The 24,320-nt window shown below is 54.1% G+C and carries 26 protein-coding genes and 1 other annotated feature; of the genes, 18 read left to right on the top strand and 8 right to left on the bottom strand.

The window, feature by feature from the left end:
- Nucleotides 1–10: 10 nt before the first annotated feature.
- From BA6348_RS17010 to BA6348_RS16985, 6 genes are all read right to left on the bottom strand, one after another.
- Nucleotides 11–286 (bottom strand): hypothetical protein, encoded by a 276-nt coding sequence (locus BA6348_RS17010; protein WP_025843778.1) that lies wholly within the window; start codon nt 284–286, stop codon nt 11–13.
- Between the two features lie 12 nt (nt 287–298).
- A complete protein-coding gene (locus BA6348_RS17005) occupies nt 299–1,582 on the bottom strand; it encodes an ArsB/NhaD family transporter (protein ID WP_005835975.1) in 1,284 nt (427 codons plus the stop codon).
- 125 nt (nt 1,583–1,707) lie between these two features.
- Nucleotides 1,708–3,291: a phosphoglycerate dehydrogenase gene (gene serA, locus BA6348_RS17000; protein ID WP_007785496.1), complete on the bottom strand. Its 1,584-nt coding sequence runs from the start codon at nt 3,289–3,291 to the stop codon at nt 1,708–1,710.
- Nucleotides 3,284–4,438 carry a pyridoxal-phosphate-dependent aminotransferase family protein gene (locus BA6348_RS16995; protein ID WP_007785494.1) on the bottom strand — a complete coding sequence of 385 codons (1,155 nt, stop codon included), beginning with the start codon at nt 4,436–4,438 and terminating at the stop codon, nt 3,284–3,286. Before BA6348_RS16995 ends, serA begins: the two co-directional genes overlap by 8 nt.
- Before the next feature lie 67 nt (nt 4,439–4,505).
- Nucleotides 4,506–4,756, bottom strand: a binding site (T-box leader).
- Nucleotides 4,757–5,105: 349 nt separating this feature from the next.
- The gene (locus tag BA6348_RS16990) at nt 5,106–5,312 is read right to left on the bottom strand and encodes a ferredoxin (protein ID WP_005836244.1); all 207 of its coding nucleotides are present in this window, start codon (nt 5,310–5,312) and stop codon (nt 5,106–5,108) included.
- A 102-nt stretch (nt 5,313–5,414) separates the two neighbouring features.
- The gene (locus BA6348_RS16985) at nt 5,415–6,233 is read right to left on the bottom strand and encodes a hypothetical protein (protein ID WP_241753002.1); all 819 of its coding nucleotides are present in this window, start codon (nt 6,231–6,233) and stop codon (nt 5,415–5,417) included.
- Between the two features lie 186 nt (nt 6,234–6,419).
- Here BA6348_RS16985 and BA6348_RS16980 point away from each other — a divergent pair, with 186 nt between their 5' ends.
- The 7 genes from BA6348_RS16980 (at nt 6,420) to BA6348_RS16950 (ending at nt 12,719) form a co-directional block, all read left to right on the top strand.
- Nucleotides 6,420–7,538: a YpbB family protein gene (locus BA6348_RS16980; RefSeq protein ID WP_025843779.1), complete on the top strand. Its 1,119-nt coding sequence runs from the start codon at nt 6,420–6,422 to the stop codon at nt 7,536–7,538.
- On the top strand, nt 7,531–9,039 hold the full coding sequence (locus BA6348_RS16975; RefSeq protein WP_025843780.1) for a RecQ family ATP-dependent DNA helicase: 1,509 nt from the start codon (nt 7,531–7,533) through the stop codon (nt 9,037–9,039). The genes BA6348_RS16980 and BA6348_RS16975 overlap by 8 nt, the downstream gene beginning before the upstream one ends.
- 17 nt (nt 9,040–9,056) lie before the next feature.
- The gene (locus tag BA6348_RS16970; RefSeq protein WP_007785490.1) at nt 9,057–9,638 is read left to right on the top strand and encodes a CPBP family intramembrane glutamic endopeptidase; all 582 of its coding nucleotides are present in this window, start codon (nt 9,057–9,059) and stop codon (nt 9,636–9,638) included.
- Nucleotides 9,639–9,730: 92 nt separating this feature from the next.
- Nucleotides 9,731–10,321: a LysM peptidoglycan-binding domain-containing protein gene (locus BA6348_RS16965; protein WP_237716678.1), complete on the top strand. Its 591-nt coding sequence runs from the start codon at nt 9,731–9,733 to the stop codon at nt 10,319–10,321.
- A gap of 59 nt (nt 10,322–10,380) precedes the next feature.
- Complete coding sequence (locus BA6348_RS16960; protein ID WP_007785488.1) at nt 10,381–11,313, top strand: NAD(P)/FAD-dependent oxidoreductase; 933 nt, start codon at nt 10,381–10,383, stop codon at nt 11,311–11,313.
- Nucleotides 11,314–11,468: 155 nt separating this feature from the next.
- Nucleotides 11,469–11,834, top strand: coding sequence for a hypothetical protein (locus BA6348_RS16955; protein WP_005831375.1), 366 nt, complete (start codon nt 11,469–11,471; stop codon nt 11,832–11,834).
- A 285-nt stretch (nt 11,835–12,119) separates the two neighbouring features.
- The gene (locus tag BA6348_RS16950) at nt 12,120–12,719 is read left to right on the top strand and encodes a genetic competence negative regulator (protein WP_007785485.1); all 600 of its coding nucleotides are present in this window, start codon (nt 12,120–12,122) and stop codon (nt 12,717–12,719) included.
- Between the two features lie 71 nt (nt 12,720–12,790).
- On the opposite strand, the gene BA6348_RS16945 is transcribed toward BA6348_RS16950, so the two are convergent.
- A complete protein-coding gene (locus BA6348_RS16945; protein ID WP_122953144.1) occupies nt 12,791–13,543 on the bottom strand; it encodes a PIG-L deacetylase family protein in 753 nt (250 codons plus the stop codon).
- Between the two features lie 370 nt (nt 13,544–13,913).
- Between BA6348_RS16945 and BA6348_RS16940 the strand changes: the two genes are divergently transcribed.
- On the top strand, nt 13,914–15,146 hold the full coding sequence (locus tag BA6348_RS16940; protein ID WP_085974920.1) for a Glu/Leu/Phe/Val family dehydrogenase: 1,233 nt from the start codon (nt 13,914–13,916) through the stop codon (nt 15,144–15,146).
- Nucleotides 15,147–15,289: 143 nt separating this feature from the next.
- On the opposite strand, the gene BA6348_RS16935 is transcribed toward BA6348_RS16940, so the two are convergent.
- The gene (locus BA6348_RS16935) at nt 15,290–16,261 is read right to left on the bottom strand and encodes an asparaginase (protein WP_005831366.1); all 972 of its coding nucleotides are present in this window, start codon (nt 16,259–16,261) and stop codon (nt 15,290–15,292) included.
- Nucleotides 16,262–16,343: 82 nt separating this feature from the next.
- On the opposite strand from BA6348_RS16935, the gene prsW reads away from it, so the two are divergent.
- The 10 genes from prsW (at nt 16,344) to fni (ending at nt 24,275) form a co-directional block, all read left to right on the top strand.
- A complete protein-coding gene (gene prsW, locus BA6348_RS16930) occupies nt 16,344–17,018 on the top strand; it encodes a glutamic-type intramembrane protease PrsW (protein ID WP_005831364.1) in 675 nt (224 codons plus the stop codon).
- Nucleotides 17,019–17,039: 21 nt separating this feature from the next.
- Nucleotides 17,040–17,198 (top strand): hypothetical protein, encoded by a 159-nt coding sequence (locus BA6348_RS26805; RefSeq protein WP_005831362.1) that lies wholly within the window; start codon nt 17,040–17,042, stop codon nt 17,196–17,198.
- A 198-nt stretch (nt 17,199–17,396) separates the two neighbouring features.
- Nucleotides 17,397–17,894 (top strand): cell wall hydrolase, encoded by a 498-nt coding sequence (locus BA6348_RS16925; protein ID WP_369750406.1) that lies wholly within the window; start codon nt 17,397–17,399, stop codon nt 17,892–17,894.
- Nucleotides 17,895–17,929: 35 nt separating this feature from the next.
- A complete protein-coding gene (gene ypeB, locus BA6348_RS16920) occupies nt 17,930–19,297 on the top strand; it encodes a germination protein YpeB (protein WP_025843784.1) in 1,368 nt (455 codons plus the stop codon).
- Between the two features lie 184 nt (nt 19,298–19,481).
- The gene (locus BA6348_RS16915; protein ID WP_237716677.1) at nt 19,482–20,099 is read left to right on the top strand and encodes a flagellar brake protein; all 618 of its coding nucleotides are present in this window, start codon (nt 19,482–19,484) and stop codon (nt 20,097–20,099) included.
- A gap of 27 nt (nt 20,100–20,126) precedes the next feature.
- Nucleotides 20,127–20,309, top strand: coding sequence for a hypothetical protein (locus tag BA6348_RS16910; RefSeq protein ID WP_005831352.1), 183 nt, complete (start codon nt 20,127–20,129; stop codon nt 20,307–20,309).
- Nucleotides 20,310–20,494: 185 nt separating this feature from the next.
- Nucleotides 20,495–21,166, top strand: a complete 672-nt coding sequence (gene cmk, locus BA6348_RS16905; RefSeq protein ID WP_122953145.1) for a (d)CMP kinase — start codon at nt 20,495–20,497, stop codon at nt 21,164–21,166.
- The gene (locus tag BA6348_RS16900; protein WP_007785466.1) at nt 21,163–21,756 is read left to right on the top strand and encodes a lysophospholipid acyltransferase family protein; all 594 of its coding nucleotides are present in this window, start codon (nt 21,163–21,165) and stop codon (nt 21,754–21,756) included. The genes cmk and BA6348_RS16900 overlap by 4 nt, the downstream gene beginning before the upstream one ends.
- 187 nt (nt 21,757–21,943) lie before the next feature.
- A complete protein-coding gene (rpsA, locus tag BA6348_RS16895) occupies nt 21,944–23,116 on the top strand; it encodes a 30S ribosomal protein S1 (RefSeq protein WP_005831346.1) in 1,173 nt (390 codons plus the stop codon).
- A gap of 106 nt (nt 23,117–23,222) precedes the next feature.
- Nucleotides 23,223–24,275, top strand: coding sequence for a type 2 isopentenyl-diphosphate Delta-isomerase (gene fni / locus BA6348_RS16890; protein WP_122953146.1), 1,053 nt, complete (start codon nt 23,223–23,225; stop codon nt 24,273–24,275).
- Nucleotides 24,276–24,320: the final 45 nt, after the last annotated feature.

Here is a 24,320-nt window from a genome sequence, read left to right as displayed (position 1 = left end):
GTGTGCAAGCTCAAGCCCAGCGCAAGGAGGTCAAACATTTGCAGCGGAAGGCGTGAATGAGAAACGCGTGCTTTTGATCGTGGCGGACGATCACTTCGTAGGTTCCGTCCTGGCGCGAGTAAAACAGCACATCGGTGTAATCTTTGTTTTCCTCAAAAAAATGGCGAACCTGCTTCAGCCGCGTTCTCATTTCCTCGGACTTGACCGCAATCGTAAAAGTAGTGTCCTGCGCTGCGCTTTTCTCCGTGATCTCGATTTCATTCTCAGCAAATGTGTAGTGGAGCAAACCATTTCCTCCTTACCAGACAAAATAGCGTAAGTAAACGTACAGATGGGAGACGACAATCGACATAATCATCAGCGGGAAAGCCACCTTCATAAAGCTGACAAAGCCGATATGATGCCCTTCCTTGGCGGCGAGACCGGCGACGATGACGTTGGCACTGGCACCGATGAGCGTGCCGTTTCCGCCCAGGCAGGCGCCGAGAGCGAGGCTCCACCAAAGCGGCTCCAGGTTGGTAATGCCCAGTGCCCCCATCTCTTTAATCATCGGGATCATCGTCGCGACGAACGGGATGTTGTCCACAAACGCCGAAGCAATCGCACTCATCCACAGAATGAGCAGCGACGTTTTCAACGGATCGGCCCCTGTCAGGTTGATCGCCTGGCTCGCCAGCTTCGCGATGACGCCTGTTTCGACCAGACCCGATACAAGGACAAACAAGCCGATGAAAAAGAAAATCGTGTTCCACTCGACTTTGCTGATCGCGTCCTCCAGGTAATGCTCTCCGGTGATGAGGAGAAGCAGAAAAGCGCCAGTGAGCGCGATGGTCGCGGATTCCAGATGCAGGGCCCCGTGCAGCATGAAGCCGATAATCGTCAAAGCCATGACGGTCAATGATTTTTTCAGCAAGGTCGTATCGGTAATTTCGTCGCGTTCGTTCAACTGCATGATCTTCGCGCTCAGCTCCGGAGAAGTATGCAGTTGTTTCCGATAAATGAAAACGAGGCACAAGATGGTCAGCGCCATGATGATGGCAATAACCGGACTCAAATTCAGCAAAAACGCCATAAAATCAAGCTCGGGCACGGAGCTGCCAATCATGATATTGGGCGGGTCGCCGATCAAGGTTGCGGTACCGCCTGCATTGGAGGCAATAATTTCGCTGATTAAAAAAGGAATCGGATTCAGCTCAAGCTGTCTGGCGATGCTGAACGTAACGGGGACGATCAGGAGCACCGTCGTGACGTTGTCCAGAAAAGCAGAAGCGAGCGCGGTGATGATGCTCAAGTAGACGAGAATGCGGACTGGCTTGCCTTTTGCCAGCTTGGCGGCGCGAATCGCGACGTATTTGAACACGCCGGTTTGCGCTGTCACAGCTACGAGAATCATCATCCCGATCAAGAGGCCGAGCGTGTTGAAGTCGATGTGATGAATCGCCTGCTCCTGGGTGACGATGCCAAACAGCACCATGAGAATCCCGCCGCACATGGCGACGATCGTTCTGTGCAATTTTTCGCTAATAATAAATGCGTAAGTAACTAAAAAGATGCCAATGGCGAACAGCGCCTGGTTCGTCATAAGAAACTCCTTTCTTGGTGTAAAATCATCTTGTCCCATTATAGCGCTAACAAAATGGAGGGTAAAGCAAAAGACCCGGCGCGCAGCCAGGTCTTTTCGGCGAAAAATGAAGCGGGAAAAACCGCCTACAGTTCAATTTGCGTGACGCTTTTCACTTCGGCCAGCTCGCCCATCGTATCGAGCAGCTCGGGGGTCAGCGGTTTGTCTACAGACAGCATCATGATCGCGTCTCCGCCGACATCGCGGCGCCCTACTTGCATCGTCGCGATGTTGACGCTGTTTTCGCCAAGGATGGAACCGACGCGTCCGATGACACCGGGGCGGTCGTTGTGGTGAATATAGAGCAGATAGCCTTCTGGCGCCACGTCGATGGCGAAGTCGTCAATTTTCACAATCCGCGCGCCGTAGCCGTTGAGACGCGTACCCGCAACGGTGCGAGTTTCTTGCGTCGTCTTCAGGGTAACCGTCAGCAGGTTGGTAAAGCCTTTGTTTTGCGCCGCCTTTTGCTCGGTAACGGTGATGTCGCGCACTTTTGCCAGCAGCGGCGCATTCACGTAGTTCGCGACTTCGCCGAGGCGGAAGGACAAGACGCCCTTCAGGACGGTACGGGTCAGTGGCGACGTATCCACGTCGGTCAGCTCGCCGCTGTATTTGATTGCCACCTCGGAGATCGAACCGACAGTCACTTGGGCGAGGAAATGGCCCAGCTTCTCACCGAGCTGGAAGTACGGCTGCACCTTTTCCATCACGTGTGCAGGGATGGACGGCAGGTTTACGGCGTTTTTGAACGGCTCGCCGCGCAGTACCTTCAAAATCTCCTCGGAAACGTCGACCGCGACGTTTTCCTGCGCTTCCACTGTCGAAGCGCCCAGGTGAGGGGTCGTGACCACTTGCGGCAGGCCGACCAGGGGGTTGTCGACAGGCGGCTCTTCCTCGAATACGTCCAGAGCGGCTCCGGCGACTTTGCCGCTTGTGATGGCTTCGTACAACGCTTTCTCGTCGATGATGCCGCCGCGCGCGCAGTTGATGAGACGCACGCCTTCCTTCATCTTGGCAAATTCACGCGTGCTGATGATGTGGCGTGTTTCTTTTGTCAGCGGGGTGTGAACGGTGATGAAATCGGCCTGACGGCAAATCTCATCGACAGTCGCGTGGATGACGCCCATTTTTTGCGCGCGTTCTTCCGTCATGAACGGGTCGTAGCCCATGACGCTCATCCCAAACGCTTTGGCCCGTTTGGCGACCTCGGAGCCGATCCGGCCCATGCCGATGACGCCGAGCACTTTTTTGTTCAACTCCACTCCTTGGAAGCTTTTGCGGTCCCAAGTGCCGTCGACCAGCTTTTTGTGCGCCTGCGGGATGTTGCGAGCGACTGCCATCAGCATGGCGAAGGAATGCTCGGCGGTGGAAATCGTATTGCCGTCCGGCGCATTGATGACCGGGATACCCGCCTGAGTCGCTGCGGCGATGTCGATATTGTCCACGCCTACGCCAGCGCGGCCGACTGCTTTCAGGTTCTTCCCGGCGGCGAGCACCTCGGCTGTCACCTGTGTTTGGCTGCGGACGAGCAAGGCGTCGTAGTCGCCGATGACTTCGATCAGCTCAGCAGGAGAGAGGTTGGTTTTGCGGACGACTTCGACATCTTCTGCGTCCAGCAGTTGCTGGATACCAAATTCGCTAAGTGGGTCAGTAATGAGAACTTTATACATGTGCAATGAGCACCTCCTGAGCAGCTTTGACACCGGCACCCAGTTCGACTGGAGCACCGATCTGGTGGAGCGACATTTCAATCGCGGAAATCACTTGCAGGACATCGAGCGGCTCGCAATAGCCCATGTGCCCGATGCGGAAAATTTTCCCCTTCAAATGCTGTTGGCCGCCGGCGATGGTGACGTTGTACTGCTTCGTCAGCACCTTGCGCAGCGCTTCTGCGTCAAACGCCCCTTGAGGATCGCAGGAAGTGACGGTCAGAGCGGCGTAAGCGTCGTCGGCCATCAGGTTGACGTTCAACGCCCGCATGGCTGCGCGGGTCATGTCGCGCATCAGCTCATGGCGTTTGATGATCGCAGGCAAGCCTTCCTCGTCGAGCATATCGAGCACCTCGGCCAGACCGAAAATGAGCGAGACGGCAGGGGTGTACGGCGTTGTTTGCTCGGCGAGGCTTTTTTTGTACGCCTTCAGGTCGAGATAAAAAGCGAGCGGCTTGTTCGCTTCGATGACTTTCCAGGCGCGTTCGCTCGCCGCCAGAAAAGCAAGGCCGGTTGGCAGCATAAACGCTTTTTGCGAGCCGGTCACGACGATGTCGACACCCCAGGCGTCCATTTCGCAAGGGACAGCGCCCAGGCAGCTAACCGCGTCTACGATGAACAGCGCGTCCGAATGGGTACGGATCGTTTTGGCAAGCTCGGCAATCGGGTTTTGCACCCCGGTAGATGTTTCACAGTAGGTCGCGAATACCGCTTTTACTTGCGGTTTTTCCTTGAGGAAAGCTTCCAGCAGCTCTGGTGTAACGGCCTGCCCCCAAGGAACCTCCAGACGGTGGGCAACCACGCCGTAGCGCTCGCAAATTTTGGCGAAACGCTCGCCGAAAGCGCCGCTGACGAGAATCGCTGCCTCATCTCCAGGCTGCAGAGTGTTCACGACGCCTGTTTCCAGCGCGGCGGTTCCGCTGCCAGCCAGGATGTACACGTCCTGGGTCGTACCGAAGTAAGGCTTCAGTCGTTCCGCCGTGCGAGCGAACAGAGCGGAAAATTTGCCGCTGCGATGTCCGATCATCGGCTGGCTCATCGCCAACTGCACGCGAGGGGGGATCGGGGTAGGGCCGGGAATGCGCAAAATCAGTTTGTCAGTGAACATGTCTCTCTCCTCCTAAATAAATCAATAAAAAAACCTCCCGTTCTCACACTGCTCCTATTACAGAACAGTGAGGGACGAGAGGCTTTGCTTCGCGGTGCCACCCTCATTCGCTCCCTTTTTCTCAAAAAGGAGCCTTGGCAGGTACATGACCTGTAGAGATAACGGATCTACCGTTCGCACCTACTGGGACGGGAAAAATCGTCCGTTCAGCGCAGCAGCTCGGAAGTGCTTATCTGTGGTAGAAACCGCCGATTCGCAGCAATCATCGGCTCTCTGAGGATTTCCGGGGCCACAGCATTTCTTCGTCATCGCTGTTGGTGATGTGGTGTTTCGTAAGATTTGTACTAAAGATATCACGGCAAAATGACACCGTCAAGAACAAAAACAAGAAAAAATGAACAATGTCAAAAAAAATAGATTTATCGTTCGTGAATAATAGCGATCAGGGAGTGGGTAAGAGCTAGAAAACAACCAAAAACCGAACGTTAAGATATTAGTCTCACAAAAAATGGGAAAAATGCGCCGGAATGTTCGGTTTTTCTGCATGATTTTATCTTACCGAAAAATCAAAAAATAAGAAACGGGAAAATGTCGATCAGCCGTTCAGGGGAGAAAACTGAAAAACCTCTTACATACAAAGTACGTAAGAGGTTTTGTTCTTGGAATCCTATTCCACTTTGATAGAGTCGGTCGGGCATCCTTCCGCAGCGTCGCGAACGTCGTCTTGCAGGATATCCGGGATTTCAACACTGTTAGAGTTGTCATCCAACTTGTTGAACGCAAGGCCCTCATCGTCGTAGTCAAAAACGTCAGGGGCCGTGGCGCCACAGGCACCGCAAGCAATACAAGTATCTTTATCTACCCATGTAGTCATTGTGGTTTCACCTCCCGTTACAAGTGGTACGTCCACTATCATAGACAATTGTATGCTCTTGTCCACAAGATTTCAAGATTGAATCAGTCTAAAAATGTACGACTACTTGTAAAGCGGGATTTCAGGGGTGTTCAGTACGGAGTAAAGCTTGCCATTCAACTTCTTGAAATCGCCAAAGTGGACGGCATCGGTTGCATACAACACCTTCACTGCCGCTGCCACATCCGTGATTCCCAACGTTTGCGACTCGCTGGAAGCAAGCAGCAGGTCGAGGCGGGCGGTCAAATCTTCCGGATTGTAGCTGTCCCAATGCTTGTTCGCAGACATGAACAGGGCGGCCAAATAAGTCCGGTAGTGAAAAGGGTACTGCTTCCACTGCGCTGCCGTAACGGTTGCAGGCGCTGTTTGTGGCATCGGTTTTTTCTCGACATACGCCGATTCCCAGGCCGCGACGGAATGATAGACCATTTCCTGGGCCGTCAACCAACTGTTCTGGGATAAAGTCAAGTTGGAAGCGATGGCAGCAGGCGTTGCGGCATTACTATTCTGATCGGAACGGATTCTCTCCATACTATCCAAATAAGCCCGTACACTGTTCGTAAAATTGGCGTGTGCTTGTGTCAGCAGCGGAGAGGTCGGGAGCGGCACCTTTTTTTCCAACTCCTTCAGCGTCTGCTCGGCGAGCTTTTCCAACTGCTTCAACGCGTCAGAGCGGCCTTTCTGATCGAGGCTTCCCCAATTTGCCATCGCATCGAAATGCGCCTGTTTCAGTTCAAGCGCCGGCGCGTACACGGCGTAGTAAAAGCGGATGAAGTCCTGCTCGCTGTACAGCTTTTGCTCGCGCAGGAGCTTTTCCTTTTCCGCTTCTTTTTGTTTGGCTTCCAGCGCAGCCGCCTGCTCGGCTTCAATCGATGACTTCATATAATGGGCGCCGAAAAAAAATCCACCAACCCCGCATGCAAGTGTTATGATGATCATGTACGCCATCATAAATTCTGACTTTTTCAATCGTTTTGTCATAAAGAAATCCTCCAAATCCAATCCAGCAAAAATGGTGCAGGCTGCCATGCCCGCCAAAAATAAAAAGGAAAAGTGCAAGGAGTACCAATGAACAGTCAAAACAGTGTGGCAGAGGAACTTGAGCTTCTATGCGCTGTCGCCCTGAATGCGATGATTCCTCTGGCGAACGAGAGAACGCTTCAGTCAGCCTACTACATACTGCGCGGCAGAAAAGCGAATCAGACCCTGCAGGATGTGCATTTGTACAACCTTTATCCGTATTATCGGATGTTTCCCGGTTTTTCAAAAGAGGATTGGGATAAAATTGTTGCAACTTTGTTTCAAAAAGGGCATTTGCAACAGCGGGAAGGGGAAGGGGCAAGCCCCAAGCCGACGTTTTTGGTCACCGAAACAGGCTGCCAGTCTGCCCGGGAGGCGTATGAGAAATACCGCTTCGCCGTCTGGTTTGCGCCCTTTACGCAGTTTGATTTCGCTTCGCGCATCGAGACGTTTTGGCAGCGGCTTCACCTTCTGGTGCAAACGGTGTCGCAAATGCTGGGAAAAGACCTTGGGTTTACGCCTGTCGTGACCGACAAATCCGTCCAGCTTTGGGTCAAGGAGCAGTTGCAGCCGAAAGAGGCGAGAGCGGTATGGACAGACGGGCTGGCCGAGGAGCTGTACCGGCTGTGGGAGCCGCTTGCGCCCGAGGTGCAAAAGCTGCTGGTCACTCAACTATCCGGCATCTCGCAGGTGGGAAAAACGCTTGGACAACTGGCGAAGCAACAGCAGGTGACGCGCGTCTATCTGACGCTGTTGTTCCGCTATGGGCTGGCTGCCTCGATGCAACGGCTGATGAAGGAAGCAGAGGCGTTTCCGCTGCTTTCCCGGCTGGTCACCCGGGAAAACAAGCTCGATCCGCGGTTGAGCGACAGCGCGGCCCGGACGTATGCCATGGTGCAGCGCGGCTGGAGCAAGGCGGAGATCGCCGTCAGACGGCAAATGAAAGAAAGCACGGTCGAAGATCATCTCGTGGAAATTGCCCTGCGCTGTCCGGAGTGGGATGAATCGGCCTATTTGTCCCCCGAGACGCGCAGCGTGATCGTCGCCGCAAGCGAAGCGTTGCAAACGAGCAGACTGCGGCTCATCAAGGACCACGTCGGGCCTGCCGTCAGCTATTTGCAAATCCGTCTGGCGTTGGCCCGCAGGCAGGGGGAGACGAATGGATAAAGAGTTGCACGACTATTTGAAGGAGTATTTCGGCTACGAGGCATTCCGGCCGGGCCAAGCGGCTATCATAAAACGAGTGCTAGGCGGACAGAGCGTCCTCGGCCTGATGGCAACGGGCGGCGGGAAATCGGTCACCTATCAGCTTCCTGCCTTGCTGTTGCCGGGTATCACGGTGGTGGTTTCCCCGCTCATTTCGCTCATGGTCGATCAGGTTCAGCAACTGCGCACGAAAAGGCGCATACCTGCCGCCTATTTAAACAGCACGCAAGACCCGGCAGAGGCGCGGGAAGTGTTGCAGAAGATCGCGGCTGGCGCCTGCAAGCTGCTGTACATTTCGCCGGAAAAGCTGCAGCAGCCCTACGTCCAGCAAGTGCTGGGCCGCGCGCGGGTGTCGCTTCTGGCGATTGACGAAGCCCACTGCATCTCCGCGTGGGGACACGATTTTCGCACCGATTACTTGCGGCTGCCGGACACGCTAAAACAGCTCGGCAATCCGCCCGTGCTGGCTGTGACCGCGACGGCGACGACAGCGGTGCGCAATGAAATCTGCTCCCTGTTCGGGATTGCGCAGGAACATGTCGTCGTGCAATCGCTCAATCGGGCAAACATCGCGTTTGATCTGGCGGAAGTGAACGGGGAAAGCGAGCGGCGCCAACTGACGTTCGAGCTGATGGACAGGCTGGAAGGGCCGGGAATCGTCTATTGCAGCACGCGGCAGGCCGTCGATGTGCTCGTGGCTGCGTATCAGCTCGACGGGAAAAGGCGCGTGGACGGTTACCACGGAGGCATGAACAGCATAGAGCGGATGCTGATCCAGACGCAGTTTCTGGCGGGCGAACTGGACGTCATCATCGCGACGAACGCATTTGGCATGGGCATCGACAAGCCGGATATTCGCTACGTCATTCACTACCAGATGCCAGCAAGCCTGGAGGCGTACTCGCAGGAGATCGGCAGGATCGGCCGCGATGGACGGCCCGGCTATGCCATGCTGCTGTACGCCCAGGAGGACATCCAGATTCATCAGTACATGCTGGACAAGGAATACCCGACTCCTGTGCAAATCCAGCAGTTTATCCAATATTACCGCGGGGGAGCGGCCCTGGATGCCCAGGCATTGGCCATGATCGACATGTCCGAGGAAATGGCGGCCATGCTCACCTTTTATACAGAGCGTGCCCTGTCCCGGGCGCAGGTGAGCAGCACACACGAAATAGCCAATCCCGTCCATGATATTTGGCAGGAGACGGAAAAGCGAAAGGCCGTCAAGCGAAAAAAGTTGTCCGAAATGGTATCGTACGTGCTCGCCGACAGTTGTCTGCGCAAGCATTTGAATCAATACTTTGGCGAAGCAGACCACGGCTATGACCGTTTTTGCTGCTCGCGCTGCGGATTGCAGCGGCAAGCTTACGAAGGGCAGCAGCCCGCGCTGATGCAGCCGGAAGCACAAAACAGTTGGAGTTTGCGGCAGGCATTGGACAAGCTTTTGCCGAAAAAATAAAAGGAGAGAACGATTACGTGAAAGAAAGTGGGCTAGAGGTGGATGAAGCGACGCTGCGGCTGAATCTGTGGCTGACCCAGGCGTTGGTTTTGGCGGCGGCAGCGGCAAGCAGCTTCTGGGTCCACGGATGGCAAGGGACGCTTGGCTTGTTCAGCTTCCCGGGGTGGAAGGGAATCGGCCTTGCGTGCGGTGTGGCAGCGGGGATTGTGCTCTTCAGCATTGCCATGGAAACCTATTTACCCAGACGCTGGCAGGACGACGGCAGCATCAACGAAAAAGTGTTTGGAGCCATGTCTTCCAGCCTGACGGTGCTCGTATGCGTCATCGTCGGTATTGGCGAGGAATGGCTGTTTCGCGGCGTGATCCAGCCGTTTGCCGGGAATGCCTGGACGAGCCTCATCTTTACGCTCGTACATGTGCGCTATTTGAAAAAGCCGCTGTTAATCGCGAGCGTGTATGGCACGAGCTGGCTGTTGGGGCTGCTGATGGATTGGCACGGCTCTTTGTGGCCGCCCATCGTCGCGCATATTGCCATTGATGTTTCATTGGCCTTTTATCTGCAAAAGACTTTGAAAAAGGAAAAGGGGGAGGAAGAGTGAATTTGCAGACGAACCAATTGCCGCCTCGACGCTCCCGTCATACCCGCCCAAAAGCGTCAGTGGGATTGAAAACATGGGTTCGGTCGGGACTCTTGGTATTTGGACTTGTTTTTTTCGGGCTGATCGGCCTGGAGCTGTACAAGGCGAATGTAGCCCGGGAACAGGCAGAAGCCGTCGACATGATCTTGACGCCGCCAGAGGCAGGCGAAGCGAAGACGGCGGCAGCCGAAGCAGAAACGGGAGCGGAAACGGAAACAGCCGCCAGCGAGCCAACATCGGTGGCGCTCCCGTCTACTCCCGCAGAGACTGCGCAGCCAGCCGAGCAGACTGAATCTGCGTCTGTTGCCGCTTCGCCGCCTGCTACTGCCGCAAGCAGCGCTCCGGCCAGCACAAGCGCGGCAGTAGCTCCGCAAACCGAGAGCAAGCCCGTCCAGCAAAAAACCGAGAGCGCATCTGCTGCTCCTGCTCCGGCACAGCCAGCTCCTGAACAGAAGCCGGTACAACCAGCCCAGAAGCCAAAAGTCGTCAAGCACGTCGTACAAAAGGGAGAGACGCTGTTCATGCTGTCCCGCAAATATTACGGCAACAATTCCAACGTCGCCCGCATTGCCAAATACAACGGGCTGAACGCGGAAACGCAACTGGCAGAAGGAAAGGTGGTCTTCGTGCCGCTCTCTCCGTAATCGTTCCCGCCGCCTGCGGTTATGCTAAAGGCAGTAGACGGATCAGTGGAGGGCTAGCGATGTACGATACGATCATTGTAGGCGGGGGAATAGCGGGCTTGCAGACGGCGATCCAGCTCGCCAGAAGCCCTCGCCGCGTGGCGGTCATCGACGTGCCGGGAGGACGGTCGGCGGTCGCCAAAAACTACCGGAACATCCTCGGATTCTCGGAAGGGGTCAGCGGCGATTTTTTTCGCCGGGAAGGGCGGAAGCAGGCCGCGCAATACGGCGCCGAGTTCATTGCGGATGAAGTGACGGGGCTTGTCGCAAATCCGGAGGGAAGCTTCCGGGTAACCACGAAAACGAGAGCGGGCGCACAGGCGTTGCAGGCGAAAACGCTCGTCATGGCGACGGGAATGGCGGACCCTTTTCCGGCGATTGCCGAACTGCGCGACTGTCTCGGGCTGTCTGTTTTTATTTGCCCGGATTGCGACGGGTACGAGAGCGTCGGACAGACAACGGCGGTGATTGGCGATGGCTCACACGCTGTCCAGATGGCAGGCGATCTGTTTTTCTACACGAAAAAGCTGGTCGTCGTCAATCACGGCGGCAGCGAAATCGACGAAGAGGAGCAGGCGCTGCTGGACAGGCTGGGGATTGGCTATCGCGCTGCGCGTGTGGAAAAGCTCGTGCAAGCAGATGGCCTCTTGCAACGATTAGAGCTTTCCTCAGGGGAAAAGTTGACCGTGACCCGCGCCTTTTTGGCCTTTCCCGGGGCGCAGGCCCAGACCGGGCTGTTGCAAGCTTTTTCCGTACATATCAATGAAAAAGGACACGTGCGCACCGATCCGCGCACAAAAGAAACCGATCATCGCAATCTGTGGGCAGTCGGTGACATCGCCGTTCATTCCCAGCAGGTCGCGATCGCGATGGGGGATGGCGCACAGGCGGCGATCTGGATTCAGAAGCGACTTCGCGAGCTGGATGGCGAGCTGCCGTTTGAACAGAAATAGCCCCTTTGCAGGGGGAGCAGGGCGGACGTTTTGGGAAAAAAGCAAACGCCGAAGCGTGCGGCGTTTTTTTCTTGCTTGAGCAAATGGACGCGGAACCCGAACTAGCCGGAATCAATATATATGGGGGGAAGAAACAATCGGGAGGCCCTAGAATCATGCTGGTAATGGGAAGAAGCCTGTTTGTCGGACTTCTGGCATGGCTATTGGGAAGTGCTGCCCAGCACGTTTTTCCCGCCAAACATATGCATCTGGAGCGATTCGGAGACTGGGTGTCGATGTTTCTGTTTTCGCCCGTGGAGATTTTGCTGTCACTGCTGTTGTTCAGCGGGGCTTGCCTCTTGTTGTTCGGCCTGCTGCATTTTCATGTCAGCCAGTTTTTGTACGGCCGAATGCTGCAGACGGGATGGGTTCACGCCCCTTTATGCTTCTTCTCCTTTTTTGTTCTGCTGATCCAATTTGTCAAAATGCCCGTTCCCACCTTCCTGGCGGCCGCAGTCGCGCTCATGATTGGATGGCGATAAACGAGCAGCTTTTCCTGGGAAAGCGCAGGAAGCGTCAGGCTGCTACAAAGTCTGCTTTTCAAGCGTCCGAATCGACACGTGCGTGCGAAAGTGCGCGAAGAGCCTCGGAGAGTGTCAGGTGCTATGTTCCTGCTACTAAATGTGATATGATAGGACTACCCCGGATTTTCCCATCTGCGAAAAAATGGTTGAATGCAGCACGGGCATTCGTCGGAAAATGCGGAGAACTCTTACAGGCTTAGCATCATATTTTGTAGTACGACTGGATGGCGAGGAGGGACAGTCATGCGTGTTGAACGCCTTGGTCAAGACAAAATACGAATCTTTTTAACGTTTGACGACCTAACAGAGCGCGGGATAGAAAAAGAAGACATGTGGCGTGACATTCCTAAAGTTCATGAACTGTTCAACGACATGATGGAGCAGGCTTATCACGAATTGGGATTCGAAGTGTCAGGGCCTGTTGCAGTTGAAGTGTTCGCCTTGCCAGCTCAGGGAATGGTCGTGATCGTAACTCGCGGCAAAACAGGCTCAAAGGACGGAAAAGAAGAAGAATTTGAGGACGAAGAAGTGTACGAATTAGAAGTCACCCTAGAGGAAAGCGACCTGATTATCTACGCCTTCCGTGACTTTGAGCATATGGTTGAAGCTGCCCATCGTATCAATGCCTTGCTGACCAATGGAGGGTCGGCCTACTTCTACCAGGGGAAATACCACCTGGTCTTGGAAGAGGTGGAATTGGATCAGGAGCGATACCACAAGTTGATTGCGATCCTCTCTGAGTACGGGGAAGCGACGCCGACAACGATTTATGTACTGGAGGAATATGGCAAAGTTGTCGTTGCCGACGATGCTGTCAAGGAAATATGCAGACATTTCACGTAAGCAAAAGGATGAAATGCCTGGGAGAATAAACAGCACCTAGTCCATCAACTAGGTGCTTTTGCTGTCTCAGGTTACTCGGGGCTGTCGAGGCCGGCGAAAAAGTCGGCTTCCTTGCCTGCGACCGTGTAGCCGGGAAGGTTGTGCCAGGCCAGAATGTAGTGATTGCTCGGAGGCACCGATTCAAAGCCGCCGGCAGTGACGCCAGGGAACACGCGCTCTACGGACAGATGCTGGGTGCGGTGGGCGCGCAGAGCAGCAGCTACCTGCGGCTTGTACGCCGGCCCGTCAACGATGGTGGTAATGCTTTCGATCGGATCGGAAAACGGCGGCTGTACGGCCCCGAATGGCCCGTTGGAGGCGCGGGTTGCGTAGTACAGCTTGCGAACGCTCGTCGCCGAGCCCAAGGACTGGACAGCCTGGGTCGTTGCGAGAGAGATCGCCTGGTGGTCCGGATGACCGGAAATGCCATGCGGGGCAAAAGTGACGAGTACATGAGGCTCGATTTTTGCGACCGCCTGGTGGATGCGTTCCACCAGTTCCTGGACGGGCACGGTGTTCAGCAGCTTATCCTGGTAGTCCCATATGTCCACGCTCGCAAGCCCGAGGATGGAAGCCGCCTCTCTCAATTCCTGCTCGCGATACGCGGGCAGTTGCTCGATGGTGCAGAGCGGCGGATTGCCGGGTTTGCCTGCTTGGCCCCTGGTGGCGCAGAGCAGGTGGCATTCTGCTATGTTTTCTTGGGTATATTTGGAAATCGTAATGCCGGACGCGAAGGTTTCGTCGTCAGGATGAGCGAAAACGAACAAAATCTTATTTTTTTTCATAAAAACGCCTCCGTGAATAAACTTCCAGAATTACTGTTTCCATTATGGCATAATTTCACTTGCCCCGTCATGAAAGAATGCGCGTTGGGTACACTACAACAACCAAGGGATGTACGTTTTACGCCATGTCAAGGTGCATGGGCGCTTTTCGTTTCCAGTTGCGACTGGCGGGGAAATCGTTGTATTTATATGCAGATGAGCCGGAGAAAACGTTTTCGAAATGGAAAAAAAACTTTTTTTCGCTTCTCAACCCTGATACAAGCGTGTATACTAAAGGCTGCATTGACCGATAACATTTTTGAGGTGGTAAGTAATGGGTAATCAAGACGTGGTAACCGAAAGCACCGAAGGGAAAGCAAAGCAAGAAACAATGAACTTGCTGCATTCGACTCAAACGGTGATCAAGGAAGCACTGGACAAACTAGGTTACCAAGAATCGATGTTTGAACTCTTGAAGGAGCCGCTACGCGTTTTGACCGTACGCATTCCGGTTCGCATGGATAACGGCGAAGTAAAGGTGTTTACGGGCTATCGTGCTCAGCACAACGATGCGGTTGGTCCGACCAAGGGGGGCATTCGTTTCCACCCGGAAGTTACTGAGGATGAAGTTAAAGCACTTTCTATCTGGATGAGCCTCAAAGCCGGTATCGTCGACCTGCCTTATGGCGGTGGTAAAGGCGGTATCATTTGCGACCCGCGTGAAATGTCCTTCCGTGAACTGGAAAGACTGAGCCGCGGTTACGTTCGCGCAATCAGCCAACTTGTGGGGCCGACAAAAGACATTCCGGCTCCGGACGTCTTTACAAACTCGCAAATCATGGCTTGGATGATGGACGAATATAGCCGTATCCGTGAATTTGACTCACCTGGTTTCATTACCGGTAAACCGATTGCACTTGGCGGTTCGCATGGACGCGAGACAGCGACAGCCAAAGGGGTTACCATTTGCATTCGCGAAGCTGCAAAACGCCGCAACATTGACGTGAAAGGCGCGCGCGTTGTCGTGCAAGGCTTCGGTAACGCAGGCAGCTACCTGGCGAAATTCATGCACGATGCAGGAGCAAAAGTCGTCGGGATTTCCGATGCTTACGGCGCTCTGCACGATCCGAACGGTCTGGATATCGACTACTTGCTCGATCGCCGCGACTCCTTCGGTACGGTAACCAAGCTGTTCAACAACACGATCACGAACAAAGAACTGCTGGAGCTGGATTGCGACATTCTCGTTCCTGCAGCGATCGAAAACCAAATCACTGCTGCAAACGCTCACAACATCAAGGCGCAAATCGTCGTAGAAGCGGCTAACGGCCCAACTACGCTCGAAGCGACCAAGATCCTGACCGAGCGCGGCATCCTGCTCGTACCGGACGTACTGGCAAGTGCCGGTGGCGTAACGGTTTCCTACTTCGAATGGGTACAAAACAACCAGGGCTACTACTGGACAGAGGAAGAAGTAGAAGAGAAACTGGAAAAAGTAATGGTTCGCTCGTTTGAAAATGTTTACTCCCTGTCCCAAACACGCCGTGTGGACATGCGCCTCTCCGCTTACATGGTCGGTGCGCGCAAAATGGCAGAAGCTTCTCGCTTCCGCGGCTGGGTATAAGCAAAACAGACGACCTTCCCGATATGAGAAAAACCGGGCTTCGCCGCCTATGTGGCGAAGCCTTTTTGTTTGGGCGGGAACGTACAGGAAACAGAAACAGGAAAACCCTCCTGGAAGGGGCGAGGAGGGTTTGTCCGGTCGTGTTACTGATCGAATAGTTTTTGCAGTTCCTGGAAGTCGCGTGTTTTTTGCAGGGTGACGATCAGCTTGATTCGCGCTTTTTGACCGTTGAGCCCGTTGGAGAAAATGATGCCCATTTCCTTCAGCTTGCGGCCTCCGCCTTCGTAGTCGTACACGTCCTGTACTTGCCCGTTGTAGCAGCGGGACACGAGCACGATCGGGATTCCGCGATCCAGCAACTGCTGCAAGGTCGGGATGATCGCTGGCGGCAAATTGCCGAGGCCGAACGCTTCAATCACAAGCCCGTCAATCGGCTGGTCGAGCAAAAACTGGAGCCAGGACGGATCCATGCCAGCGACTGCTTTAATCAGCGGGACGTTTCCGTCGGCATGGGAAATCGTGTAATGCTCCCGCGCCAAAGGCGCGTGGTGGTACTGCACGCTTTTTTTGGCGATGGTGCCGATTGGGCCGTATTGCGGCGATTGGAAAGTGGCGACATTACTCGTATGTGTCTTGGTGACGTGGCACGCCGCATGAATCTCATCGTTGAACACGACGAGCACGCCTTTGTTCAGGCTTCCGGGATCAGCGGCCGTGCGCACGGAGGAGATCAGGTTGACCGGACCGTCCGCGCCCAGCTCGTTGCTGCTGCGCATGGCGCCCGTCACGACGATCGGCACGTCGACAGACAGCGTCAGGTCGAGAAAATACGCCGTCTCTTCCAGCGTATCGGTTCCGTGCGTAATGACCACACCGTCGTATTGCTCCTGACGAAAAGCTTCTTCGATTTGCAGGCGCAGGTCGTTCATGATCTTGGGAGTCATGTGAGGACTTGGCAGATTCAGTACATTTTTCATGGTGACGTCCGCATAACGCTCTAAAAAAGGAAGAATTTTGTTCACAGCCTGGTCATCCAGCGGTTTTACGCCTTCTGTGTCATCTACAGACATGGCGATGGTGCCGCCAGTGTTGACTACCAATATTTTTTTTGTCATGCTCTCTCTCCTGTAGCGGGTTTTCATCAACCAATATTCATGGTACGATGAATAACAGCCTTGTGTAAAGGAGCAATAAAAGATGATTGCAATGATCGGCGCGGCAATAGCCCCCGGTATCGCCATCATGAGTTATTTTTACCTGCGTGACAGTCTCGAGCCGGAGCCGATCTCTATGGTCATCCGGTCGTTTATCTTTGGGATGCTGCTGGTGATTCCGATTATGGTGCTCCAGTACATCATGCAGACAGAATGGAACTGGCGGAGCGGAGTTGTCGCGGAAATCATCCAGTCCGCTGTAGTAGAAGAGTTTTTCAAATGGATGGTCATCTTCTTCACCGCCTACAAGCACGTGGAGTTCGATGAGCCTTACGATGGGATTGTTTATGCGGTCGCCGTGTCGCTCGGTTTTGCCACTCTGGAAAACCTGTTTTATTTGATTATCAACGGCTTGAACATCGCCTTTTGGCGCGCGCTTTTGCCCGTCTCCAGTCACGCGCTGTTCGCCGTCTGGATGGGCTATTATTTGGGGCGAGCGAAGTTCTCGCAAAAGAAAGAGCAGGAGAAGCTTTTTCTCTGGCTGTCCATCTCGTTGCCGATCGGGCTGCACGCCCTCTACAACGCGATTTTTCTCTCCATTCAAAACTGGCTCGTGGTCATCGTGCCATTCATGCTTGTCCTCTGGTGGCAAGGCTTGAAAAAGGTGCAGCGCGCTCATGATTACGGTTCTAAAAATCTTTCTTCGCGTCCACAATAGACGATAAGGAGGAGACGAGACGTGCTGAAATCCGAACGAGCAAAAGTGACCATTCAATGTAATGTATGTGGAGAAAAATTTACCCTCCGTGGCCGCAGGGAACCGGGCGGGCAAGTGGAAACGGGATTCAAGCAATGCTTGTGCGACAACGACCAGCATTTTCGCATTGACGAATCGTAAACAAACGAATAACAAACGGTACAAAAAGACCGATGCCAAGCCGCATCGGTCTTTTTGTGCTGGAAGCCTCTGGGGCTTGCGCCTTCTGGCGGATTTGCATGCATAATCCATTCTTCCTCCACTAACACTATGCAAAGATTTCAATTCATGCCAAGGAGGATTTTCGCCGTGCAAAAAATCTGGATCGCAAGTTTGTTGATCTTGTTTGGAGTGGCAGGCTTTGGCGGGTACGAGCTTTTCTCCAGCAAAAAAAGCGCTGCGGCCGCACGGGAAGTACAGATAGCTGCACCGGCAAACGAGAAGCAGTCAAAGGCAAAAGCGAGCTTTCATCCTTCGCGCATATCGGAGAATGACCTGAAGCTGATGGCCAATGCAGTGTACGGAGAGGCCAGGGGCGAGCCGTTCGAAGGCCAGGTGGCGATCGCGGCCGTCATTTTAAACCGCGTCAAAAGCCCATCTTTTCCTGACACGCCATCTGCGGTCATTTTCGAGCCGCGCGCGTTTACGGCTGTAGCGGACGGCCAGATTTGGCTGACCCCCAATGAAAGTGCGCGCAAGGCTGTGAAAAACGCCCTGAACGGGTGGGACCCGTCGGGAGGCTGCACCTACTATTTCAATCCGGAAACGGCGACATCCAAATGGATTTGGAGCAGGCCGCAAGTCAAAAAAATCGGGAAGCACATCTTCTGCAGGTAATGGCTATTTAAAAAGAAGAAAAGGAGTGGCAAGGGATGGTATATGGAGCAACGGCGCGTGTCTTGTTTCCCATCGCTCTGGTTGCCTTGGTAGGCGCGGGGATGTGGGGCTACCAGGAGCACAACGAAAAAAACTCGGTTTTGATTAAGGCAGAGAACTCGTATCAGCGGGCTTTTCACGATCTGACCTATCACATAGACAAATTGCATGACGAACTCGGAAAATCTTTGGTGGTCAACTCCCGGCGGCAAATGACGCCGACCTTGACCAATGTATGGCGGCTCGCCTATGCGGCGCAGTCGGACGTGGGCCAGCTTCCGTTGACCTTGATGCCTTTCAACAATACAGAGGAGATGCTGTCACGGGTCGCCGATTTTTCGTATCGGGTCGCTGTGCGTGATCTGGACAAGGAGCCGCTTAGCGACAAGGAATACGGCACGTTGAAAAGCTTGCACAAGCAGGCCAAGGACATCCAGGACCAGCTTCGCAACGTCCAGGCCAACGTCATCGACAAACAGCTTCGCTGGATGGATGTGGAGACGGCGCTCGCTTCCGACGACAAAAAATCGGACAACACGATTGTCGACGGGTTTCAGACGATCGAGAAAAAAGTGCAGGAGTTTCCCGATTTGGATTGGGGAGTCGGCATCCAGAGCCTGGACAAGAAAAAGCAGCAGCGAATCCAGGGGATCGACGGCAAGCCAGCCACTCCGGAGGACGCGAAGAAAAGCGCACTGGAATTTTTGCGCCTGAACGCGCAGGACGCCAAGGTGGAGGTAGATGAAAACGGCAAAGGCCAAACCTACACGGCGTACAGCGTCCGCGTCACTCCCAATGGGCAAAAGGCCGCGATTAACCTCGATGTGACAAAGCGCGGCGGCAAAGTCGTCTGGATGATGAGCGAGCGCGAGATTGGGGAAGAGAAGCTCGACATGAAGCAGGCGCAGGAGCGGGGCGAGGAATTTTTGCGCAAGCATGGCTTTGAAAACATGATCGTCTCCGAGATTGACAGCTACGACCGCAATGCCCTCTTTACGTTCGTGCCCGTCCAGGACGGCGTCCGCATTTACCCGGATTCGGTGACGATTGAGATTGCGCTGGACAACGGGGAAGTAACAGCGTTCAACTCGACCGAATACTTGTTTAACCACAAACGACGCATCCTGTCCAAGCCGCGCATCTCCAAAGAAGAAGCGCGTAAAAAAGTGAATCCGAGCGTGAAGGTTACGAACGAACGACTGGCGCTGATCGAAGGGAAAAACGACGGCAAGGAAGTTTTGACCTGGGAGCTGACCGGCAGCTTTGAAGGAAATTCGTACATGGTGTACATCAACGCGATGAATGGCGACGAGGAAGAAGTCGTGAAAATGGAGACGGGCGAAGACCAGGACAATCAGCAATAGGCACGCGAAAAAATCAAGGGGAAAGCTGAATTTGACGGCTTTCCCTATTTGCTGATTGGAAAGAAAAGAGTATATAATGGGTGGGTGAGAGGGAAAAGGAGGAACATTTGCTATTATGATGCTTCCACGAGTAGGACAAACCATACGACTTCAGTTCACGGGTTCCTCTGAAGACGAGCAGGGCATGGAGGCCTTTAAAAGCCGCATAACCGACATGACAGAAGAGCTGGCTTCCATTGAGTTGCCAACCAGTGAAAGCACGGGGCGGACTGGCGTGTTCCGGCCTGGGACAAGCTGTCTGGTCTGGTATGTAGGCGAAGACGGGTCTCGCTATGAATTTCAGTCTTCCATCGTCAGCAGGGAGAGCGGGCACATTCCTGTCTTGCTGTTGCAACTGCCGAAAAAAGAAGAGATCGTGCGGACGCAACGGCGCAACTACTTGCGAATCGAAACCGCGCTGGACATCGCTGTCAAGCATCAGGACCCGATGCGACGCTATCATTTTTTGGCGAGAACCATCGACATCAGCGGTGGCGGCTTGTCTTTCACTTGCGATGAGTCTTATCGTCTGCGCGAAAAAGACGTGCTGCAAGTCTGGATCGCACTGCCGAGCAAAAACGGACAGGTCCAGCACGCCTTCGCCGAGCTGGAGGTCGTCAGACAAAAGGCGCCGGAAGAGAAGGGCTTGCACCAGTGGATATCGGGAAAATTTACGAATATTAGCGAACAGGATCGGGTAAAAGTGATTCGGGCGTGTTACGAAAGACAACTAGAGCTTCGCAAAAAAGGCGTCGAGGATTGACGCTTTTCCGAAAAGGAAGTGACCCCAGTGACCAGTCAGTACGACGAGCGTTTTCGCCGATTTTCCAGACGGGTAGAGAAAGGCATCTTGATTGGAATTGCGGCTTGCGCCATCGCGCTGACAGCCGGAGAGATTCTGATTCAATACGTTCCGGCTCGCGTTTTCCTGATCGAGACAGAACGCTTGGAAGGCGTGTCAGACAAGCCCTAAAGGTTTGCGCATGCTTCCATACTATGGTACTATTATAAATAACATAGAAAACGGTCAGGGGCGTTTTCGTAGACCGCGCGCGGTCGCCACGTGTTTTTCACCACATGAATGGGAAAGGGCTTCGGGCAGAAGCTTTTCTTGTTTTACTCCCTTTCTGAACTACTGTACATAGCAGGTGAGAAGTAATGAACATAGCGATTGATGGACCTGCGGGAGCAGGGAAAAGCACGGTTGCACAGAAGGTAGCAAGGCAACTGGAATACGTCTACATCGACACCGGGGCCATGTACCGCGCTCTCGCTTGGGCTGTTTCTTCCGGACAGATTCCGATCGGCGACGAGCCTGCTGTTTCCGAACTTTTGAAAAACAACAAGATTGGTCTGGTTCGGCAAGCTGGACAGCAGCGTGTGTTCTGGAACGAGCTCGATGTGACGGACCTGATTCGTTCGCCAGAGGTCAGTCAGTACGCCTCGATTGTCGCGAGCTACGGTTCCGTTCGCGAACAGATGCTGGTGTTGCAGCGAGAGCTGGCGAAGCAAGGAAACGTGGTCATGGACGGCAGAGATATCGGAACGCATGTCCTGCCTGACGCCGAGGTGAAAATTTTTCTGACGGCCTCCATCCGCGAGCGAGCAGAACGCAGATGGAAAGAACTGCGGGAAAAAGGAACCGAGGCAGACCTGGCTGAGCTGGAAAAAGAAATAGAGGAGCGAGATCGCCGGGACATGCAAAGAGAGGTGGCTCCCTTGCGCCAGGCGGACGATGCCGTGCTGGTCGACACTACGGGGATGACCATCGACCAGGTCGTAGACCACATCCTGCAAATCTGCGAACGAACGGGAGAGTCGGCCAAGTGACCTATTACCGTTTATTCCGCGGAATATTCCGCATCATATTTTCGCTTGTCTTCCGTTGGCAAGTGATTGGGCGTGAACATATACCTAAGGAAGGCCCGGTGATTTTGTGCGCCAATCACATTTCGCTCTGGGACCCGCCGCTGCTCGGTTCTGGAATCGAGCGCCAGGTGCACTTCATGGCCAAGGAAGAGCTGTTTAAAATTCCGCTCTTATCTTTTCTTATTACGAAATTCGGCGCTTTCCCAGTCAAGCGGGGCGCGGGTGATCGGGCGGCGATCCGCACGACGCTCAAACTGCTTGAAGATGGAAAAATCTTTGGAATTTTTCCCGAGGGAACCCGCAGCAAAACCGGCGAACCGGGAGAAGCGATGCCAGGGGTGGCGATGTTTGCCCTCAAATCGCAAGCAGCGGTCATTCCGGTAGCGATTATCGGGCCGTATCGGGCGTTTCGTCCGATCAAGATCGTCTACGGCAAGCCGATCGATCTCACCAGCTTGCGCGAAGCCAAGTCCGGCTCCGATGTGCTGAAGGAGACGAGCGATTTAATCATGGCCCGCATCAAGGAATTGCGCGACCAGCATCTTCCCTAAGTCCGGTATAGAATCGACAAAGGGACAAATACTACATTTGCTGGAACTTACTGGCTACGTCAGTGCTAACTGCCAGCCTTCGGGCGACAGTAAAAAATATACTTGCTCCCGCTTCGTGTAATATGGTTGGTACACAACCTGTACATAGATGGTCTGGGACTCGATGGTATTCAAGGAGGTTTTTTGGATGATGGATGAAACAAACGTAAGCTTGACGGATGCAACAACGATTTCTGTGGGGGATGTCGTAAAAGCGACTGTAACCAAAGTCGAAGACAAACAGGCTCTCGTGGATGTAGGCTACAAATACGATGGCCTGATCCCGATCAGCGAACTGTCTCCTCTGCATGTGGAAAAAGTGTCTGACGTCGTTGCGGTTGGCGACACGTTTGAAGTAAAAGTAATCAAGCTCAACGATGAAAAAGAAGAGCTTGTCGTTTCCAAAAAAGCGGTTGCGATGGAATCTTCCTGGGCTGAACTGGAGCAAAAAATGCAGTCAGGCGAGATCATCGAGGCGACAGTCAAGGAAGTCGTCAAAGGCGGTCTGGTCGTAGATGTAGGGGTTCGCGGCTTCATCCCTGCTTCTATGGTCGAGCGTCATTTCGTGGAGGATTTCTCCGATTACAAAGGCAAATCCTTGACATTGAAAGTAGTAGAGATGGACAAAGAGAAAAACAAAGTGATCCTCTCCCACAAAGCGGTTCTGGAAGAAGAAGCAAAAGCGAAAAAACAGTCCGTACTGGATCAAATCCAGGTGGGTCAAGTGCTGGAAGGCACTGTGCAACGCATGACCGACTTCGGCGTATTCGTGGACATCGGCGGGGTAGACGGCCTGGTGCACGTATCCGAGCTGGCTTGGAACCGCGTAGAAAAGCCATCTGACGTCGTAAAAGAAGGCGACAAGGTACAAGTGAAAGTGCTCAAAATCGACCGCGAAAACGAGCGCATCGGCCTCAGCATCAAAGAAACCCAGGCAGGTCCTTGGGCAAAGGTTGCCGAAGAGTTTAAAGCAGGCTCGATCACAACGGGTACAGTGAAACGCCTCGTTTCCTTCGGTGCTTTTGTCGAAGTGGCACCTGGAATTGAAGGGCTTGTGCACATCTCGCAAATCGCGAATCGTCGCGTGAACACGCCTGGCGAAGTGCTCAAGGAAGGCCAGGAAGTGCAAGTGAAAATTCTCGATGTGGTTCCACAAGAGCAGCGCATCAGCTTGAGCATCCGCGCGGTAGAAGAAGATCGCGCCGAGCAGGCAGAGCGCGCAAGCAAGCGTGAACAGCAACAATTCACGCAAGAAAACAATCAGCCAATGGGTGTAACGCTTGGTGAACTGTTCGCGGATCTGAAAGACAAGTTCAAGTAAGCGAGACAGACGGGAAAAATAAGGGGGTACGCTCTTGCGTATCCCTTTTTGCTTGGCTGTGGCCAAAGCTACAAGGGGATAAAAGGTTTGTCGGGAGGGAAGACGCGTGGATCGTTCGCAACGAAAGCTTGACCATATTCGCCATGCACTGGCAACGGCCGAAATCGGTACAAACAGCTTTGATGACGTCAGCTTTGTGCCGAATAGCCTGCCGAATATCGGCTACGAACAGACAAGGCTCGATACGGAGTTTGCTTCTTTTCGCCTGCCGTCTCCGCTCATTATCAACGCGATGACAGGCGGAGCGGAAGCGACAACGCAGATTAATCAGAAGCTTGCGATCATTGCCAGGGAGCGCCAACTGGCGATGGCCGTCGGTTCGCAGATGGCCGCGCTGCGCGACCCGTCTGTCGCCGCGAGCTACCAGATTGTGCGCAAAGAAAATCCGCGCGGCATCGTCTGGGCGAATGTCGGGGCGGAAGCGACAGTGGAGCAAGCGCAGGCAGCGGTAGAAATGCTTGCGGCAGACGGCTTGCAAATTCACCTGAATGTGATGCAGGAGCTGTTGATGCCCGAAGGAGATCGCGATTTCAGCGGCTATTTGGAGCGGATCCAGCGCATCCAGGAGAGCGTCGACGTCCCGGTGATCGTCAAAGAGGTCGGATTCGGGATGGCGAAGGAAACAATGCTCAAGCTGACCGCAGCCGGGATCAAAAGCATCGACGTGGGCGGCAGAGGCGGAACGAATTTTGCCAAAGTGGAAAACAAAAGGAGCGCTCACCCGCTGTCCATGTTTGAGGATTGGGGCTTTACGACCGTCGAGAGCCTGCTGGAAGCAGACCGCGATATACACGCGCAAGCATCTGTCATGGCGACGGGAGGAGCGCGGCACGGACTGGACGTGATAAAAGCGGTCTGCCTGGGAGCTTCGGCTGTCGGCGTGGCGGGTGCGCTATTGCGCGTCGTGCACGCGCACCCGATCGAAGAATGCCTGGCGGAAGTAGACGGCTGGCATCACCAGATTCGCGTGGCGATGACGGCGCTCGGGCTTGTGCAGCTCGCAGATGGCGTCAACACCCCGCTGTTGATAACAGGCAAAACAGCGGAGCGCGCCCGTCTGCGCGGGAGAGCAGTGGAGGAATGGGCAGAGCGGCGCTGACTAACGGACGAGCCATTCATGAAAGGCGGACGCTTGAGGCATACT

It is taken from the genome of Brevibacillus agri (assembly GCF_004117055.1).
Classification (GTDB): Bacteria; Bacillota; Bacilli; order Brevibacillales; family Brevibacillaceae; genus Brevibacillus; species Brevibacillus agri.
Note: the sequence above shows the minus strand (reverse complement) of the source record. Positions and strands in the feature narration are given on the sequence as shown.